Source organism: Lysinibacillus sp. RS11 (genome assembly GCF_042019215.1).
Taxonomy (GTDB): Bacteria; Bacillota; Bacilli; order Bacillales_A; family Planococcaceae; genus Lysinibacillus; species Lysinibacillus xylanilyticus_A.
In genome coordinates, this window is the sequence record NZ_CP168124.1 from 3890875 (window position 1) to 3909394 (window position 18520).

The following is an 18520-nucleotide window of genomic DNA, read 5'->3' on the forward strand; positions in this document are numbered from 1 at the left end:
CTCCTTTAAACCACTATTCAAACCTCTTAAATGTTTCTTGCATAATTCCATAGGATTTTTTTAAGCGTTCTTCAGTTTTAGGCATATTCCAATTATCCCATGTAAAACTATGCAATTGATTAAGTTCACCTTTTTCAATTTCTGGCAACGAAGAGACAACCTCATGCTTATCATTCACAAACAATGCACCTATATTTATTTCATCTACAAAAACTGATACTTCTCCGTTTTCTTTATAAAAATCCCCTATAAATTCTTTATGACTAGGATCCTTTGATTGAAGAAGTAACCAAGGAATACGTAATTCTATCGTTCCGTCGTCGCTCCAATTATAATCGACAAGTGAATTATAATTCTCTGCCTCCGGATTACCATTCCCCTCTATTAATTTGCCTGTTTCATATGCTTCAAAAGGTACAGCTATATCCCGTTCTGGCAAGTATAGCTCCTTATTTAAAGCATAGTAAATCGGATTGAACGTAGTGTTATCCTTCATAACGTTTGGAGATGGAATGTCGATAAGCTTTAATTCATGCCCATATAAATAAGAATAGAAATCATAATACGGGTCGATGACAATACGTGACTCCTTATTCTTATTAAGCTCGACAACAAACTCAATACCATTCCTGAACGTTACTCCTTTCAAATCAGATTTGGCTGTTTTTCCTTGATTCGGAATAACATCTAATAGAATTTGAGTAGAAGATGTTTTATTGAGTAAATCTCCTTTTAATTGAAGGTACAAGTATCTTTCATCATAATCCACGCTCATTGCGGGCTTGTTTTTTTGTTGTTCATATAAGGGAGGAGCTTTCCATTCTGACGTATCTCCGTCAACCTGAACCTTATGCCGATCAAAGCTTAGTAAACCAAATTGTTGTTCATTTGTTTGTGCATTAGACCAATAAGGGCGTTGGTTTGGATTATCATAGTCCATCGTATTCCATGTACGTTTAAACCACTCATCTTGCCAGGTAAATACTAATCCGCCCAGTAAATCCTCTGCCATAATATCCTCAAATAGATGGGTTAATATTTCACCTTGTTCCTGCTCTGAGACAAATCCTTGAGTCCAGCCGTACGGATTATCATGGGTTAAACCACGTGAACCAGGAATTCCAAACTCAGCGATTAATATCGGCATACGATGTGCAGCGTGTAAATCTGCTAAATAAGCTGCATAACTATTTTTTTCTCCACGATGATCCACATACGACAAGTATTTTTGATCATAGTTAAAGAAATCTGGGTAGTATGGATACACATGGTACGATGCAAATTGACCTGTTTGTTTCGCCAACCCTTTTGTATAAATAACATTCGGATTAACACTTGCAATATCTTCATCTGTATTCGGCTCAGATGGATGATCTAATAAATCTGTTGTAACCCAGTTTGTAAAGCTCATAGGGTGCATCCAGCCATAATTATTTTGCTCATATTGCGTAAGGTAATCCATTTGCTCTGCAAGCCAATACTCAAATGGGGAAGCATCTTTCGTTTCGAAATAAACACCATCATATTGTCCAATATTTGCATGCTTTTCATTTGTTCCGTTTACCATATGAGGGTACCATTCAATACCAATAACCCAACCGATTATATACTGAGAAACATCCGTATCATAATAACCAGAAGCATGTCCTACTTCGTGTTCTACATATTTATTACCGTGAATAACATCTACAAGGGTTTTCATTTCTGCTCGGAATTTCTCAAGCGTTGCAGGGTCATAAGCATCTAAAGTTTCCTCTAAACCTTCTTCTTCAATCCACACTCCATGTAGTACATATAAAGGATTTTCTGCTTCTTCATTATATCTTTTCAAAGCTCTATAAAAGCCAGGTGGATGTAACGTATAGACTCGAATTGTATTGGCATTCATTTCACCAATCTGTTGGAACCAACGATAATATTCATCCTCCGTAATAGCTGCCTCTCCAGGGAAATAACCGGGTTTTGCCATACCTAGATTAACGCCTTTAAGGGTGATCGCTTCCCACTGTCCATCTTTTAAGATTTCAAATGTTTGATCATTAATACGTGCATTATAACCTAATTTATTTGTTGCTGAATTGTCAGCTTTCTGCTTAACTTCTTTTTTCTCGAAGTCTTCCAAAATAGACTTCATCATCGGTACATAGGCTGACCAATAAAAATCATCATCTGAAAAATGTTGTAAAACTTTATAGACTGATGCTAGCCCTTTCATCTTATAGAAAAATGGCACTTTATTCATATCATTAAAATCGCCTGCAAAATAATAATTCGTAGCGTTTTTTTGTTCACCTGAAACAACTGCTGCGAATGAAAGGGGAATATCATGTTTATTTAATAATTTTTTACCTTCATTCGTTAAACTCCACTCATAATTCGCTAAAACATCTTGCTCATTTTCCGCGGTAACAATATCAAACCAGTAATCATAACGAGGGCTTGATGAAACATCCAAGAACTTTTGTCCTTCTTTAGTGAAGTTAAGATAAATACCTTCTTTATCAATATGTTTATTGAATTCTAAAACAATAACCTCATCTGTAAAGTCATTCACTAATATGAAGCCCCCACCTTCATATTTCCAGTCATCCTCAAATTTATCAACAACCCATTGTGGAATTTCATTATTTTTTCTATAGTCTAATTCTTCAAAATAGCGACCAATCCAGCCAGTCCAATCTATTTTCAAATACTCTAGCACTTGATTTCGAACTTCTGGAGACGTTGGTGATGCAATAGAGTTAAATTCTGCTATAAATAAACTTTTTTCTTCACTAGTTAAACGTTTCATAATAGCATCCCATTCTTGCGATTCTAATCCACCAACAATTTTCTTTGACCGTGCCCCCAATCTTTCTTGCTTTGGGTTAAGATCATCTTCATAGACACCATACGTATCTGCTAAATAGATTGCATCATAACCTTTGTAATTTTTTGGCATTTCAGAAGTAGACACACTGTTATTTTTTACATCTGGAATTGTACCAAAATAATCTTCGGACTCATCATATTGGTCTTCTTTATGTTCATACTTCAAATAATTTAATAGCCAAGTTAACCCTAAATGCTCTCGATATGAATCATCCTTCACTGTTTTATCAATAATTGCAACATTCAGTTGTTTATTAGGTGACACAAACCAAAGAGCTATTGGTATCACTATAAGTAATAGCACTACTATTATTCCCAAATAAATACGTTTCATATCGATTCTTGCTCCTTGCTTGAAATACCTTTACGATCCATTTTGCCCCACTCTCGTCTTCTTACTAAAAAGTTTAAAAGACCTTCACAGCGCCAAATGAGTGTAATGGGACGATACCAAAAAATTTCTGTGAAACTTAATAACATCATACGTATTAAATCAGCAACCTTGAACGTTTTATTTTTGCTCCATGCTTCAAATAACACAGCCATCATTGAAAATACAACACCATAAAGTACAAATGTTAAAAGTAGCAAAATGGCTATCTCATAATAGATATCACCTAAGAAAAAAGCACAAACAATATAAATATACCCACCTAGTTCAATAATCGGCCCTAAACCTTCTACGAGCCAAAAATACGGGAAGGATAATAACCCAATACCGCCATATCTCGGATTTAAAGTCATTGTTTTATGATTCCATAAACTCTCCAATAACCCTTGATGCCATCTCCTTCTTTGTCGCCTTAAAACAGCCATCGTTTCTGGTGCCTCTGTCCAACAAACAGGGTTCTCTACAAATTCAATACGTTTTTTTTCTTTCTTTTTACGGATATATCGATGCAGTTTTACTACAAGTTCCATATCTTCACCAATCATACTTTTAGTATAACCACCTGCTTCTACTACCCATTTTTTTGAAAACACACTAAATGCACCTGAAATAATTAAAACCAAGTTAAATTTACTTAATGTAATTCGTCCTATCAAAAAAGCTCTAAAGTATTCAATAATTTGCATCGTAACTAAATAATTTTTAGATACGTTTGTTTCTAATATGGAGCCAAGTTGCATATTCATTCCATTGGCTATTTGAACATTTCCTCCTGCCGCAATTACCTCACCATCAGATAAGGCAATTGGCTTCATTAAACGCAATAAAGATGTACTCTCCAAAATTGAATCTCCGTCAACAGAGCAAAAATAAGGATATTTTGCAACATTAATACCTACATTCAAAGCATCTGCCTTTCCACCATTCTCTTTCTCTACTAAAAAACAATTTGGGTGTATTTGTGATTGATAGATTTGAATAATGGGACTTGCTGGGATTTCCATTTTTATTACTTTTTCAATTTTTTTCATTTGAAATTGCTCAATAACTATTTCTTGAGTACGATCAGTAGAACCATCATTGACCATGATGATTTCAAATTCTGGATAGTGTAAACTAAGTAGAGAATGAATACTATCCACAATACCTACTTCTTCATTATAAGCAGGTATAATTACAGATACTGGCTTAGAATAGAACGCATCAATATACGTTTCATCCATTTCAGTTTGATCAAGCCTATATTCTTTTCGTAGCTTTAAAAGTGCGAAGAAGAACATAATCCCATACGTTACTATAACTAGTAGCATATAAATTATGATTAACCCGCCAAAAAACCACATTAAATAGTCAAGTATTATCATACTGCACGCATCCTTTTTTCTAATACTTCATTAGCCATATCAATTGCATATTGGTCATTTGTCGTTGCAATGAATTCTTTTAATCTCTGATAACCTCGTGGATCTTCAATGATCGTGCTTGCTGCTTGTGATCGTACCCACCAATTACTATCCTGTAACAATTTTTCTAAATGCTCGGCAGTATATGTTAAAGGTGCATATTTAAATAATTTTGCGACCATTAATCTTTCTTCCCATATAGACGAATTGACAAATGGAATATACGTCTCTAAATTTCGGATAACGCCAAGTCTTTCAAGTCCTCTAAGAGTACGAATGCGAATTTCAGTATCCTCACTTACTAGTAATTCTTCAAGTCCCTCTATAACAGCCATACTGCCCTTTGCTGCAATTGTATCAATCAATGCATATTGTGCTGCTTGTTGTAAATTCTCTATCTTTTCCATAAGTCGTTGAAGCATCTCTACTTCTAAATATGAGAATAACTTTTTATATTCACTTTCTGAAAAAGAATAATTACATAGCAATATTTCTTGTATAAATTTTTCTTTTTCAAGAATAGAATATATTTTTAATAGCTGAAATACTTCTATAGAATGTTTGTGTTTAATCGATACTTCGCAAGTACCGATAAGCTCTTGTATATGAAAATCAGCAATGCGGTACATGGCATTCATTTTCCTACTCCAGTTTCTGGATTTTAATTCATTTTGGTAATATTCCTTTAAATACATCTGTGTAAAAGTATAGATTTTTTGTTGAATAATTGGATTGGATATATTTCTTAAATACGATAAAAATATGTGTTCTACCGCTAATATTTGATATTTATTTTTAGGAATTAGCGTCACAGCAAATTGGTCGTCGCCTAGAAAGTACCCCTGCCAAAGTATTTTTGTATTTTGTATATACTTTTCCATCTCATGATTCTTTTTTTCTTCGTTTCTTTTTTGATAAATTAAATAAATCATTGCTACACCACAAAACCCTAAGAGAATAGCAATAATATACAATAACAATTGAATAGATAATTCAATCATAATCATAACCTCGCAAATGTTCTTTTTAATTGTGCTTGAAATAAATTTAAATCAAATGGCTTAATTAAATACTCATCAACGCCACTTTCATATGCGTAAATCATATCTGACTGAGATTTTCTATTTGTCATCATATAAATAATAAATTTCTTTTGATTAGCCATTTGCCTTAATGTATGCAAAACATTAAGGCCATTTTTACGAGGTAAAATATCATTCATAATGACGATATGCGTATGTCCAGATAAATACCAATCTGACTGTAAAAATTCGTATCCATCTGAAAAAACTTTTGTTTCCAATTGAAAGTGATCTAGTATCATTTTTTGAACTGTCAATTCTAATACTTCGCTAAAAATAGCATTTTCCTCTAAAATACTGACTTTCACTCTTTTAATTGGCTGTGCCTTATAGCTCGTCACGATTTCGATTTCCCAAGGTTCCGATAGTTGACTTAAAACTTCAAACTGTTTATCTATTAAATCTTCAAACATTACTTGATCATTTTTAATCTCTACAATGATTCCCTGCAATGTAAAAGCTGAATCGATTTTAGTAGGGAAGTTCTCATTTTTTACGAGTTGAAAAATTCGATTTAAAAACGCTTTTCCCTCCTCCTCACCATTTTGTGGTAGCAAAATTCCCCATCGTAAATTTCCCTCTAACTTAAAAAGCATATCGGTGTTCCGAACTTCGGATACAAAAAAATGAGCAATTTGTTCTTCTAATTTTTCAATCACATTAATTTGATGGGAATCAGCCACAGTTGCCTTTAAAAAAATTACTGTCATTTCCATATGTGAACGAATAACATTTGCCTTTAATACATCAAAAAGTGGTACAATATCACTTTCTTTCAAAATTTTTACTTTTTGTGTAGCTTTAATTAAAGTGTCCATCCTATACTCCTCTTACATTTTTTTAATATGGTATTTGATTGTTCTGTAAAACTATCATGATCAATAGATAGTTTTCATAGTTTCATACGATTTTCTTATTTTTAAGTTCACTTATTGAAGTGCGGGAATCCATTACTGTAAAATTAAATAGAATATATTCCACAAAAAATTGATGATTACTAATACAATATCCGCTATAACAAATTTGTATAGACTCAATCATCTAATCCACCCTAAAATAAACTTAGTTTTATCAAATGAGTATAACTGCTTCTAGAACTTTCTACATAGAGGTACAAGCATTCTGTAGCTGACGCTTTGCTTTCGCAGCAAAACATCTACTGAAGGAAGATAAAAAATAGTTAACGGTCACACGAATATATACAAGATATTTTTCCTTAGTAATATGTGCTTCTTGGAGATAAAGATAAAGGTAGGATATTGCTTTTTACTCGATTTCGTTATGTGCTTTTTCAACGTTTTACAGTATATCATATTAGAATCCTTTTTTAAGGATATCAGTTCAAACTAAACAAATTCTAAACAAATCAAAAATTTCAAAAATTCCATAGGATAGAATGAAAAAATTTGCTACTTTCTCCACATAAGCTGAAGAAGTTTTACAGATTATTAGCTCATCACCATAACGTGTGGTTAATTTTCGTTCTGACTGGGCGTCCAGTCTTCACTCCAATCAACCTATAAACATGGCGTCTTAACAAATGTCATCCACAACTTTTGGTGATGAGCCTGATTATTTCCTTTTATGACAATGAACAAATAAAGGAAAAATGCCTGTTTATTGCTGATTACAAGACAACTTTATCTCGGTTAATTAAATAGCCGATAAGATATTTATGGTCGCATTTCAATCCAACTTTCAAGATGGTGGATGGCTCAATCCCTCTCTATTTTTACAAAAAAATGAGGCTGGGACAGAACTAGATTATTTCGAAAAATAGCGAAATCAGATATTAACTTTTCGCTTCAATGAGTAGAGTGTTCCTTCCTAAATCAAAAAAAATGTTAGACCAATGCAATCGGTCTAACATTTTTTCTTTTTGTCCCAGCCTCATTTCATCCACTGAATAAGGATAAATTATTTAACTGGAACCACCGCGCCTCCCCACTTTTTAACGATGAAGTCTTGGATTTCTTTAGACGTTAATACTTCTACTAATTTTTTAATTTCTGGTTTTGTTTCATCACCAGCGCGTACTGTAATAATGTTGACATATGGAGACTCTTTATCTTCAAGAGAAATAGAATCTTCCATTGGATTTAGACCGTTGTCGATTGCGTAGTTAGAATTGATAAGAACTGCATCACCTTCATTATTTTCATACATTTGTACAAGCATTTCAGGAGCTGTATTTGCATCAAATTTGAACTTTTTAGGGTTTTCTTCGATATCTTTAAGCTCAGCAGATGTTTTATCTACCCCATCCTTTAGTTTAATTAAGCCCTTAGCTTCTAATAATGAAAGCATGCGCCCGTGGTCTGCAACAGAGTTAGAAAGTAAAATTGTTGCACCCTCTGGTAGATCATCAAGAGATTTATACTTTTTAGAGTAGATACCGATTGGCTCGATATGAATACCACCAGCGTTTACAAAATCATATCCTTTATCTTTAATTTCCTTCTCTAAATAAGGGATATGTTGGAAGTAGTTTGCATCAATTTCTTTACCTTCTAAATCTTGGTTTGGCAATACATAGTCTTGATATGTTTCAATTTCAAGATCGATGCCTTGTTTAGCTAAGATTGGTTTTGCTTGTTCTAGAATAACCGCGTGAGGTACATTTGAAGCACCTACTTTTAATGTTACATTTTCTTTACTGTCTGTTCCGTTTGTATCTTCTTTTTTACCAGCACCACAAGCAGCTAAAGCTAGTACCAATACTGATAAGAATAATCCTGCTAATAATTTCTTCATTTTATTACACTCCTTTAATCTTGTTTAAATATGTTAGTGGTATAAAACCAAAATAACCCTGTAATTCTTAGCGTTTATCGGTTTTCGTTGTAATCATATCGCCAATCCATTGAATGATAAATACAACTACTAAGATCAAAATAGTCGCCATTAATGTCACATCTTCATGATTACGTTGGAAACCGTCTAAGAAAGCTAAATTCCCCAGACCGCCTGCACCGATAATACCTGCCATCGCAGTATAACCAACAAGTGCTACGGCAGTAACTGTTATACCTGAAATAAGTGCTGGTAACGATTCTGGAATTAATACTTTCCAAATAATTGTTGACGTTTTAGCCCCCATTGAACGAGCTGCTTCAATAACACCCTTATCGATTTCACGTAATGCTATTAATACCATTCGTGCATAGAATGGTGCAGCACCAATAATTAATGCTGGTAAAGCTGCGTTCGCTCCGCGAATTGTGCCAAGTAAAAATTTCGTAAATGGAATTAACAAAATAATTAATACAATAAATGGAATAGAACGAAAAATGTTAACAATCGAATTTGTCAAAAAATTCACAATTTTATTTGCCCATAGTTGGGTTGGACTTGTTAAAAATAGTAAGATCCCAATTGCTAAGCCAAGTATAAATGTGATAACTGTAGAGATCGTTGTCATGTACAGTGTTTGATACGTAGCTTCCCACATTTTTTCCCAGTCGACATTCGGAAAGAGACTAGTTAGCATTTGCAATCACCTCCGTTTGTACTTCGACTGTATTTAAGTAGTTAAGTGCATCCCCAACATTATCCTTTGAGCCGTTTATTTGCACAATAAGTGTACCGTACGCACCATTTTTCGTTTGCGAAATATTACCATGTACAATGCTTACTTCCACATCAAACTGTTTCACAAGATGTGAAATGACAGGCTGCTCTGTTTTTTCTCCTACAAAGATCAGCTTTACAAGTTGTCCAGTAGGGTAATTTGCTTTAATTTGAGCCACAGTTTCCTGTGTTTCTTTCGTATCTGTAATTTGAGAAACGAATTTTTTCGTAATGGTAGCTTGCGGTGCTTGGAATACTTGTAATACCTCACCACGTTCTACAATTTCTCCGGCTTCCATAACCGCTACACGATGACAAATTTTGCGAATAACGTGCATTTCATGTGTAATTAATACGATCGTTAGACCTAATCGTTCATTAATATCGACAAGTAGATCAAGGATAGCATCTGTTGTCTCCGGATCGAGTGCAGATGTTGCCTCATCGCATAATAATACCTCTGGGTTATTAGCAAGCGCACGAGCAATACCTACACGTTGCTTTTGTCCCCCGGATAGCTGTGATGGATACGCCTTAGCACGCCCCCCCAAACCAACAAGTGTGATCAATTCATTCACTCGTGCTTCACGTTGTGCCTTTGGAACACCTGCGATTTCTAGTGGGAAAGCGATATTTTCCTCAACAGTTCTTGACCAAAGTAAATTAAAATGCTGGAAAATCATACTTACCTTTTGTCTAGCATCTCTGAGCTTTTGCCCCTTTATAGATGAAAATTCTTGATTGTTAACCGTCACCGTACCAGTTGTGGGCTTTTCTAAACCGTTTAATAAACGAATCATCGTACTTTTACCCGCGCCACTATAGCCGATAATGCCAAAAATTTCACCTTTATTGATAGAAAGATTGACGTCTTTGACTGCAGTTAATTCGCCATTCGCGGTTTTGTATTTTTTTGTAATATTCTGAAGTTGAATCATAGCGAATTCTCCTTTTCTCATATCAATTATGCCCCGGCATAATAGCGTCTTCCGCCGAAGGCATTGGGCCAACGTGATGTTGGTCACTCAGTCGTGTGTTGAAAGTAGTTAAAAAGACCCCTTCACTTATAGACAAGTAGAAGGGGTCACGTAATTATACGCTAAACCGTTCTCTCATCTTTCAAAGATAAACCTTTGAGTGATTTGGCACCTTTTCACTTTGTGATGGTTGCCGGGCTTCATAGGGCACTTCCCTCCGCCACTCTTTATAAGAGTTCGATATATTTATATTTTTTAGTATATTCGTACTTTATCACGCTATCAAAGTTCAGTCAATTGATTTTTTTAGCAATTCGTATAAAAATGGTACGGATTGAAACGCATATACCTTTTCTGTTACTTTTCCGCCATCACAGACGAGTAAACATGGTACACTTTCGATTTTATTATCAAAAGCTATGTGCTCTATAAAATTAATATTCGCTTTACCAACCTGTAGCTGCGGCAGCAATTGCTCGACAATCGTCATCATTTTCGATGCAACTGCACACGTTCCACACATAGGCGTATATAAATAAAAGGCAGCCTTTTCACCGGACTGTACAGCCGTATCCCACTGCTCTTTTGACCATTCTTCCATCTTTTCACGCAACCTTACAAAATATATTCATTATGGATTGAGAAGTGTGCACGCAGCAATATCATCGCTAACACCTTTCTCGGAGTTGTCTCAACTTCCTTATATGTCGGCATCGTACGTAAATGCTCAGCCTCTGGATAATGTCTGTCCATTAATGCCCGTAGCTTATCACCCGATGTATCTGCATCAAAAAATGTATATAGCTCACAGCCCTCATATGGATCGAGTAACTCTTCTAATTGATGCACACCAATTGTACCATTCGTACAAAGTATTATAACATCCTCACTTAAAATAGGTTTAATTTGAAGTTTATCCGAACGCCCTTCGACAATTAAGCATTTTCCCTCGAACATCACGCCACCCCCATTAGACATATCCCTTATAGCTCATTATATCCATTATGCTCTGTCGGTGATCATATAAGACACCCATTGATAAGGGACTACAACGGCTTTTGTCTCCCCAACTAAAGTGGAAAATGATCAAAGATAATAAAAAACGCCGGTGATTTCCGACGTTTTTTTATTAGGGCTTGTCTTATTCAGCAATCATTTCTTCGTATTGCTCAGCTGTCATAAGCTTTTCAACTTCTGATGCATCAGCAGGCTCTACAACGATCATCCATGCTTTTTCATATGGTGATTCATTAACGAATTCTGGGCTATCTTCTAAATCTGCATTTACTTCAACTACTGTACCTGAGATTGGTGCGTATAATTCAGAAACTGTTTTTACAGATTCTACACTACCGAATGGATCATCTGTTTTAATTTCGTCGCCAACTTGTGGAAGCTCAACGAAAACGATATCTCCAAGTTCAGATTGTGCGAAGTGAGAAATACCGATACGTACTTTACCATCTTCAAATTTTACCCATTCATGCTCTTCAGAGTAACGTAAGTCTTTTGGTGTGCTCATCAATAAACCCCTCCATAAAATATGTAGTATATTCACTTTCAGTTTGCCATACTTCACCTATAAAAACAAGGATAAATAGGGTTATTTCCAAGCTTGCTCAAAATCTGATTCTTTAAACCCTAAAGTAACTTTTTTCCCATCTGTTACGATAGGACGTTTAATCAGCATACCATCTGAAGCAAGCAGTTCAAGCTGCTCTTCTTCAGTCATGTCAGCAAGCTTATCCTTTAAGCCAAGCTCACGATATTTCATACCAGAAGTATTGAAAAATTTCTTTAATGGCAGTCCACTTTCTTGCCATAAATTTGTTAATTCATCCTTTGTAGGCGGTTGCTCGACAATATGTACCTCTTCGAATGAAATCTCATTGTCTTTTAACCATTTTTGAGCTTTTTTACAAGTTGTACATTTTGGATAATGAATAAATTGAATCGTCATTTAAAGGCTCCTCTACAATCATTTTTAGGAACTACATTTTCAGTGTATCCCTCATTTTCTGTAGTATACCATCATAACCGTTACGAACCAAAATGAAACTCATCCTGCCAAAGCGTGAGGTTGATTTCCGTTCTGGCTGGCGCTTTGTAGCTGCCGCTTCGCTTTCGCTACAGAAAACATTTGTTGCTGACGCTTTGCTTTCGCACAGATAAAACATTGCCGTTGACGCTTTGCTTTCGCGCAGACGAAACCCTTTTGCTATAAAACAAATGTCAGAGGATGCATGCTATGCGTATTAGTTGAATGAGAGTGAAGACTGCGCAACAAAGGATTCACACACAGTTTGTGTATGAATCCTTTTTTTGCTCTTTTGCAGGTGGATGTCGATAAAACTCATAAGTTGGGTGATAAATCGTGAAAGTTGGTCGATAAAAACCATCACGTCCTGTGATAACGCCTGTGACCAACATCGGTAAAGCGCCCAGCCTGGAACGGAAATCACCCCCTCATTTTGCAAGAGCTATACTTTTATTTTCAACAAAAAACCTGGCTATCACATGTCGGATAGCCAGGTTAAGTCTATTATTAAACTACATATTTTTCAGCTTCAATTAATTTAACAGAAGCTTCGCGTTTCTTCGCGATTAAGTTGTACGGATTGTTGCGCGTTAACTTACGTAGCGCAGACAATGTCATGCGGGCAGCGTCGCCGTCTGCTGAAGCAAGAATCGTATCTTTTGCTTCTTTTTCAATTTCTGCAAATGCTTCTTGGCAGAAGATTTGAGTGTAAAGTAATTTTTGATGCGCTTTTTCAACTCCGTCACGAGCAATCGCTTTTTCTGTACGTAATACAGCTGATTCCATAGCGAATAGTTGGTTTGCGATATTTGCAATATTCACCAATACTTCTTGCTCTTGATCAAGCTTTGCGCCGTAGCGTTGTGCTGCTAAACCTGATGCTAATACAGCAATTTTCTTCGCATTTTTCACAAGATACTTTTCTTGTGCTAGCGGCTCTGTGCCAACATCCTCAGGCATAAGCATGAGAAGCTCCTGTTGTAAATTTTGAGCGACTTGTAGTAATGGCAATTCACCTTTTAATGCCTTTTTCATAAATGTTCCTGGTACGATCATGCGGTTAATTTCATTTGTTCCTTCAAAAATACGATTAATACGAGAGTCACGATAAATGCGTTCCACTTCATACTCCGCCATAAAGCCGTAACCACCGTGTAATTGAACCGCTTCATCAGCAATGTAATCTAAAGTCTCAGAACCAAATACTTTCGCAATAGAACATTCAATAGCATACTCAGCAATTGCACTAGCAATAACTTTTCCTTGCTTTTGCTCATCTGGGCTTAGCTGGCTTAAACGATCCTCAAATAAACCTACAGTACGATAATTTAATGACTCAGACGCATATAATTGTGAAGCCATTGTCGATAATTTTTCTTTTGTTAGATTGAAATCAGACAGCTTCGTTTTAAACTGCTGACGTTGGTTTGTATATTGAATAGCAAGCTCTAATGCACGCTTCGAACCACCAATCGTTCCAACACCTAATTTATAGCGACCGATATTTAAAATATTAAAAGCAATAACGTGTCCGCGACCTACTTCACCTAAAAGGTTTTCTACAGGTACTTCTGCATCTTCAAGGATTAATGTACGTGTCGATGAAGATTTGATCCCCATTTTTTTCTCTTCTGCGCCAACTGAAACGCCATTGAAGGCACGATCAACGATAAATGCCGTGAATTTATCGCCATCAATTTTTGCATAAACGACAAATACATCTGCAAAGCCTGCATTTGTAATCCATTGCTTTTCACCATTTAAAATATAATGTGTACCTGCATCATTTAACTTCGCAGTTGTTTTTGCACCTAATGCATCAGAACCTGAACCTGGCTCTGTTAATGCGTAGGCAGCAATTAATTCACCTGACGCAAGCTTCGGTAAATACTTTTTCTTTTGATCTTCATTTCCAAAAAGTACGATTGGTAAAGAACCAATACCTACGTGTGCACCGTGTGTAATAGAGAAGCCACCAGCAACAGACATTTTTTCTGCGATTAATGCAGAAGAAACTTTGTCTAAGCCTAGACCCTCATATTCTTCAGGTACATCTGCACTTAGTAAGCCGAGCTCACCTGCGCTTTTTAGTAGACGAACTGAATGCTCAAATTCATGGTTTTCTAATTTTTCAACGACTGGTAACACTTCATTTGCAACATACTCTTCTGTTGTTTTAGCAATCATCTTATGCTCATCTGTGAAATCTTCTGGTGTAAATACACGATTTAATTCCACATCTTCAATAATAAATCCGCCGCCTTTAATGAAATCCGTTGTTTTTTCTGTCATTCTAAATTCCTCCCTATGCATCTATTGTTAATGGTTTTTTTTCCCGATATATAGAAAAGCTTGAAGCACCTTGTCCGGAGGCAACCAGAAACGCCGCACTCCAAGCTTATCTAGCGAAAATAAAGAAGTTAAAGAAGTTAAAGAATTTCAAATACTCCTGCAGCACCCATACCGCCGCCAATACACATTGTCACGACACCATATTTTTTACCTTGGCGCTTCAATTCATGAATAAGCTTTAATGTTAAAATGGCTCCTGTTGCACCAAGTGGGTGACCAACGGCAATTGCTCCACCATTGACATTTACTTTATTTTGGTCAATGCCTAAATGACGTACGACCTGTAAGGACTGTGACGCAAATGCTTCGTTAATTTCCCATAAGTCAATATCATCTATTGATAAACCTGCAATTTCAAGTGCTTTTGGTACTGCCACGATTGGACCAATACCCATTACCTCAGGAGGTACGCCACCAACTGCAAACCCTAAAAACTTAGCCATTGGTGTAAGCCCTTGCTTTTCAGCTTCCTCACGATCCATCACAAGTACTGCTGCTGCACCATCAGAAGTTTGAGAGGCATTACCAGCTGTAACACTTCCCTGTACATGGAAGGCTGGACGAAGCTTCGCTAAACCTTCTACAGATGTCCCTGGACGTACACCTTCATCCATGCTAAAAGTGAATTTTTTCACTTGTGGTTTGTTGTTATCATCTACATAATGCTGTTCCACTTCGATAGGTACAATTTCATCATTGAATTTACCTTCTTTAATCGCTTTTTCTGCAAGCTCATGTGAACGAACAGCAAATGCATCCTGATCTTCTCGGCTTACATTGTACTGACGTGCCACTTCCTCAGCCGTATGCCCCATCCCCATATAATATTGCGGAGCAGTTTCTGCTAAAGTTGGATTTAAGCGAGGTGTATTACCGACCATTGGCACCATACTCATCGACTCGACGCCACCCGCAAGAATCGCCTTAGAATGTCCTAGCATTACACGCTCTGCTGCAAAAGCAATTGCTTGTAAACCCGATGAACAGAATCTATTAATTGTCAGCGCTGGTGTTGTATCTGGTAACCCGGCAAGCGCTCCTATATTACGTGCTACGTTCATGCCCTGCTCAGCTTCTGGCATTGCACATCCTAAAATTAAATCGTCAATCGGACCTTCATAGCCCGCTCTTTTTAATGTTTCTTTGACAACGTCCGCTCCAAAATCATCTGGTCTAACTGTTGCTAAAGAACCCTTTTTTGCTTTTCCAATAGGAGTTCGTGCTCCTGCTACAATAACGGCTTCACGCATCGTATTAATCCCCCTTTGTTTCATGTGCAAGTATGGTTGATTTCGTCTTGAAATTAGTTACGCAGTGGTTTTCCTTTTAGAAGCATGTGTTGCATTCTTTGTTGAGATAAAGGATCTGCAACTAAGCTTAGGAACGCCTCACGCTCAAGGTTTAATAGGTATTGTTCATCTACTAATGTGCCATATGGAACTTTACCACCAGCAATGACATACGCTAATTTTTTAGCGATTTTTAAATCGTGTTCACTAATATAGCCTGATTCAAACATTCCTTGCGCACCGATTAGTAGCGTACCGTAGCCTGATGCACCGACTACAGGAACTTTCGTAGGTACAGGTGCTTGATAGCCTGCCTCATAAAGCGCTAGTGCAGCTTGTTTTGCATCATATAGTTGGTGATCTGGGTTAACAGAAATCCCATCAGCAAAGTTTAAGTAGTTATTTTCACGTGCTTCTTCGCCAGATGTCGAAACTTTTGCCATCGCAACTGCTTCAAATACTTTATTCGCAATATGTTGATAGTCTACCTCAACACCATTTGGTAGCCCTTTAAGGAACTTTTGGTATAGTGCCTTATTACCGCCGCCGCCAGGAATTAATCCTACGCCAACTTCTACTAAGCCCATATATGTTTCCATTGTTGCTTGAATATGTGCAGCTGGTAAGCAAACCTCTGCTCCACCACCAAGTGTCATAGCAAAAGGTGCTGCCACAACAGGCTTGCGAGAGTATTTAATCTTTTGCATCGCATCTTGGAATGCTTTAATAACGAAATCTAGCTCAAAAATATTATCATCCTGTGCTTCTACTAAAATCATTCCTAGATTCGCACCAACACAGAAGTTTTTCCCTTGGTTACCGATGACTAAGCCTTTATAGTTAGCTTCTACTTCATCGATCGCAAAGTTAATCATTTGAATAATGTCTAAGCCTATTGCATTTGATTGAGAGTGGAATTCAAGTAATGCAATTCCGTCACCTAAATCTATTAAACTAGCACCTGTATTTGATTTAATAACGCCATGTTTTTTCTTATAGCGTTTTAAGTTAATTTCCTTTTCATTAACTGGCACTTTAACGTATTCAGAGCCATTATAAAATGCTAGGTCACCGTCAATTTCCGAATAGAAAGTTTCAAAGCCGCTTGCTAACATATCTTTGACAAATGCCGGCACCTCACGACCCTCAGCCTCCATTTTGGCTACGGACTCTTTCACGCCAATTGCATCCCATAGTTCAAACGGACCTTGCTGCCAGCCGAAGCCCCATTTCATGGCATTGTCAATTGCAACAATATCATCAGCAATTTCACCGTGTAGCTGCGCCGAGTAAATCAACGTTGGAGCGAATATCCCCCATAGTAACTCTCCTGTACGATCCTTAGCATATGTTAATGCTTTCACTTTATTTGCTAACCCACGAGTTTGTTTTGCCATTTCGATAGATGGTGTTTTTAATTTTTTCACTGGGCTATACGTTAATGTGCTTGGATCAATTTCAAGTATTTCCTTACCTTGCTTTATGAAGAACCCTTGACCAGATTTTGCTCCTAGCCAACCGTTTGTGACCATATTCTGTAGGAATTCTGGTACTGCAAATACTTGCTGCTCTTCACCTGTCGTTTGATCATAGACGTTTTTCGCTACGTGGATAAATGTATCTAACCCAACTACATCTAGCGTTCGGAAGGTAGCAGATTTGGGACGCCCGATTAATGGACCCGTTACAGAATCCACCTCACCAACTGAATAACCACCTTTCATCATTTCTTGTAAAGTGATGAGTAAACCGTACGTTCCAATTCGGTTGGCAATGAAGTTCGGTGTATCCTTAGCAAGTACGACACCTTTCCCAAGGACATCTTCGCCAAATGTTTTCATAAAGCTTACAACCTCTGGCGCTGTTGTGTTCGCTGGAATGACCTCCAGTAATTTCAAGTAGCGAGGTGGGTTGAAAAAGTGAGTTCCTAGGAAATGCTTTTTAAAATCTTCGGAACGCCCTTCTGCCATTGCATTTATGCTTATGCCAGATGTGTTTGAACTAAGAATTGTGCCAGGTTTACGTACTGCATCAATTTTTTCATATAGACTTTGTTTAATCGCTAAATTTTCAACGACAACTTCAATGATCCAATCTACATCTTTTAATTTCTCTAAATCGTCCTCAAAGTTACCAACCGTTAGTAGTGATAAATTTTTCTTAGAAGTAAGTGGTGCTGGCTTTTGCTTTAATAACTTTTGAAGAGCCCCGTTTACAATACGATTTCTTACCGCAGGATGCTCTAAAGAAAGACCCTTTGCTTCTTCCTCTTTTATTAATTCCTTCGGTGCAATGTCTAATAATAATGTTGGAATACCGATGTTTGCTAAATGTGCTGCAATCCCAGAACCCATTACTCCAGAACCTAGAACAGCCGCTTTTTTAATGTTATAAGTCACAAGCAATTCCCCCTTATTCTCCCATTGAATGAATAGCCATTCATTTTTTGTCCAAAAAAATATCAAGTTTACCTTAGTGTATTTTCGTCCAGATTTTGCATTGATCTAGTTCAATTCAAGTTTAACGCGCTAGCGCCTTCTGTGACAT

Annotated in this window: 16 protein-coding genes and 1 riboswitch; all 16 genes read right to left on the reverse strand. The window is 36.7% G+C overall.

The annotated features are described in order from the left end of the window. Positions 1 to 13: 13 nt before the first annotated feature. Entirely contained in the window at positions 14 to 3205 is a 3192-nt protein-coding gene (locus AB9L17_RS20105; protein WP_375199687.1) for a hypothetical protein, read from the reverse strand. After that, positions 3202 to 4626 carry a glycosyltransferase family 2 protein gene (locus AB9L17_RS20110; protein ID WP_223555835.1) on the reverse strand — a complete coding sequence of 475 codons (1425 nt, stop codon included), beginning with the start codon at positions 4624 to 4626 and terminating at the stop codon, positions 3202 to 3204. The genes AB9L17_RS20105 and AB9L17_RS20110 overlap by 4 nt, the downstream gene beginning before the upstream one ends. Beyond that, the gene (locus AB9L17_RS20115) at positions 4623 to 5666 is read right to left on the reverse strand and encodes a HEAT repeat domain-containing protein (protein ID WP_068985355.1); all 1044 of its coding nucleotides are present in this window, start codon (positions 5664 to 5666) and stop codon (positions 4623 to 4625) included. Before AB9L17_RS20115 ends, AB9L17_RS20110 begins: the two co-directional genes overlap by 4 nt. A 2-nt stretch (positions 5667 to 5668) precedes the next feature. After that, positions 5669 to 6565, reverse strand: coding sequence for a response regulator (locus AB9L17_RS20120; protein WP_223555836.1), 897 nt, complete (start codon positions 6563 to 6565; stop codon positions 5669 to 5671). A 1099-nt stretch (positions 6566 to 7664) separates the two neighbouring features. Further along, positions 7665 to 8501, reverse strand: a complete 837-nt coding sequence (locus AB9L17_RS20125) for a MetQ/NlpA family ABC transporter substrate-binding protein (protein WP_068985357.1) — start codon at positions 8499 to 8501, stop codon at positions 7665 to 7667. 67 nt (positions 8502 to 8568) lie between these two features. Continuing rightward, the gene (locus AB9L17_RS20130; protein WP_068985358.1) at positions 8569 to 9237 is read right to left on the reverse strand and encodes a methionine ABC transporter permease; all 669 of its coding nucleotides are present in this window, start codon (positions 9235 to 9237) and stop codon (positions 8569 to 8571) included. Next, positions 9227 to 10255 (reverse strand): methionine ABC transporter ATP-binding protein, encoded by a 1029-nt coding sequence (locus AB9L17_RS20135; RefSeq protein WP_223555839.1) that lies wholly within the window; start codon positions 10253 to 10255, stop codon positions 9227 to 9229. Before AB9L17_RS20135 ends, AB9L17_RS20130 begins: the two co-directional genes overlap by 11 nt. Before the next feature lie 171 nt (positions 10256 to 10426). Next, positions 10427 to 10530: riboswitch (SAM riboswitch) on the reverse strand. Between the two features lie 53 nt (positions 10531 to 10583). Beyond that, complete coding sequence (locus AB9L17_RS20140) at positions 10584 to 10895, reverse strand: thioredoxin family protein (RefSeq protein ID WP_068985360.1); 312 nt, start codon at positions 10893 to 10895, stop codon at positions 10584 to 10586. Between the two features lie 14 nt (positions 10896 to 10909). Next, on the reverse strand, positions 10910 to 11251 hold the full coding sequence (locus AB9L17_RS20145; RefSeq protein ID WP_068985361.1) for a hypothetical protein: 342 nt from the start codon (positions 11249 to 11251) through the stop codon (positions 10910 to 10912). Positions 11252 to 11435: 184 nt separating this feature from the next. Continuing rightward, positions 11436 to 11816: a glycine cleavage system protein GcvH gene (gcvH, locus tag AB9L17_RS20150; RefSeq protein ID WP_375199688.1), complete on the reverse strand. Its 381-nt coding sequence runs from the start codon at positions 11814 to 11816 to the stop codon at positions 11436 to 11438. A gap of 81 nt (positions 11817 to 11897) precedes the next feature. Then, complete coding sequence (locus AB9L17_RS20155) at positions 11898 to 12254, reverse strand: arsenate reductase family protein (protein ID WP_223555842.1); 357 nt, start codon at positions 12252 to 12254, stop codon at positions 11898 to 11900. Positions 12255 to 12285: 31 nt separating this feature from the next. Beyond that, positions 12286 to 12471 (reverse strand): hypothetical protein, encoded by a 186-nt coding sequence (locus AB9L17_RS20160; RefSeq protein ID WP_375199689.1) that lies wholly within the window; start codon positions 12469 to 12471, stop codon positions 12286 to 12288. Between the two features lie 115 nt (positions 12472 to 12586). Next, positions 12587 to 12724 carry a hypothetical protein gene (locus AB9L17_RS20165; protein WP_175401758.1) on the reverse strand — a complete coding sequence of 46 codons (138 nt, stop codon included), beginning with the start codon at positions 12722 to 12724 and terminating at the stop codon, positions 12587 to 12589. 115 nt (positions 12725 to 12839) lie between these two features. After that, on the reverse strand, positions 12840 to 14624 hold the full coding sequence (locus AB9L17_RS20170) for an acyl-CoA dehydrogenase family protein (RefSeq protein ID WP_223555844.1): 1785 nt from the start codon (positions 14622 to 14624) through the stop codon (positions 12840 to 12842). 137 nt (positions 14625 to 14761) lie between these two features. After that, entirely contained in the window at positions 14762 to 15934 is a 1173-nt protein-coding gene (locus AB9L17_RS20175) for an acetyl-CoA C-acetyltransferase (RefSeq protein WP_375199690.1), read from the reverse strand. A gap of 53 nt (positions 15935 to 15987) precedes the next feature. Then, positions 15988 to 18372 carry a 3-hydroxyacyl-CoA dehydrogenase/enoyl-CoA hydratase family protein gene (locus AB9L17_RS20180; RefSeq protein ID WP_068985367.1) on the reverse strand — a complete coding sequence of 795 codons (2385 nt, stop codon included), beginning with the start codon at positions 18370 to 18372 and terminating at the stop codon, positions 15988 to 15990. Positions 18373 to 18520: the final 148 nt, after the last annotated feature.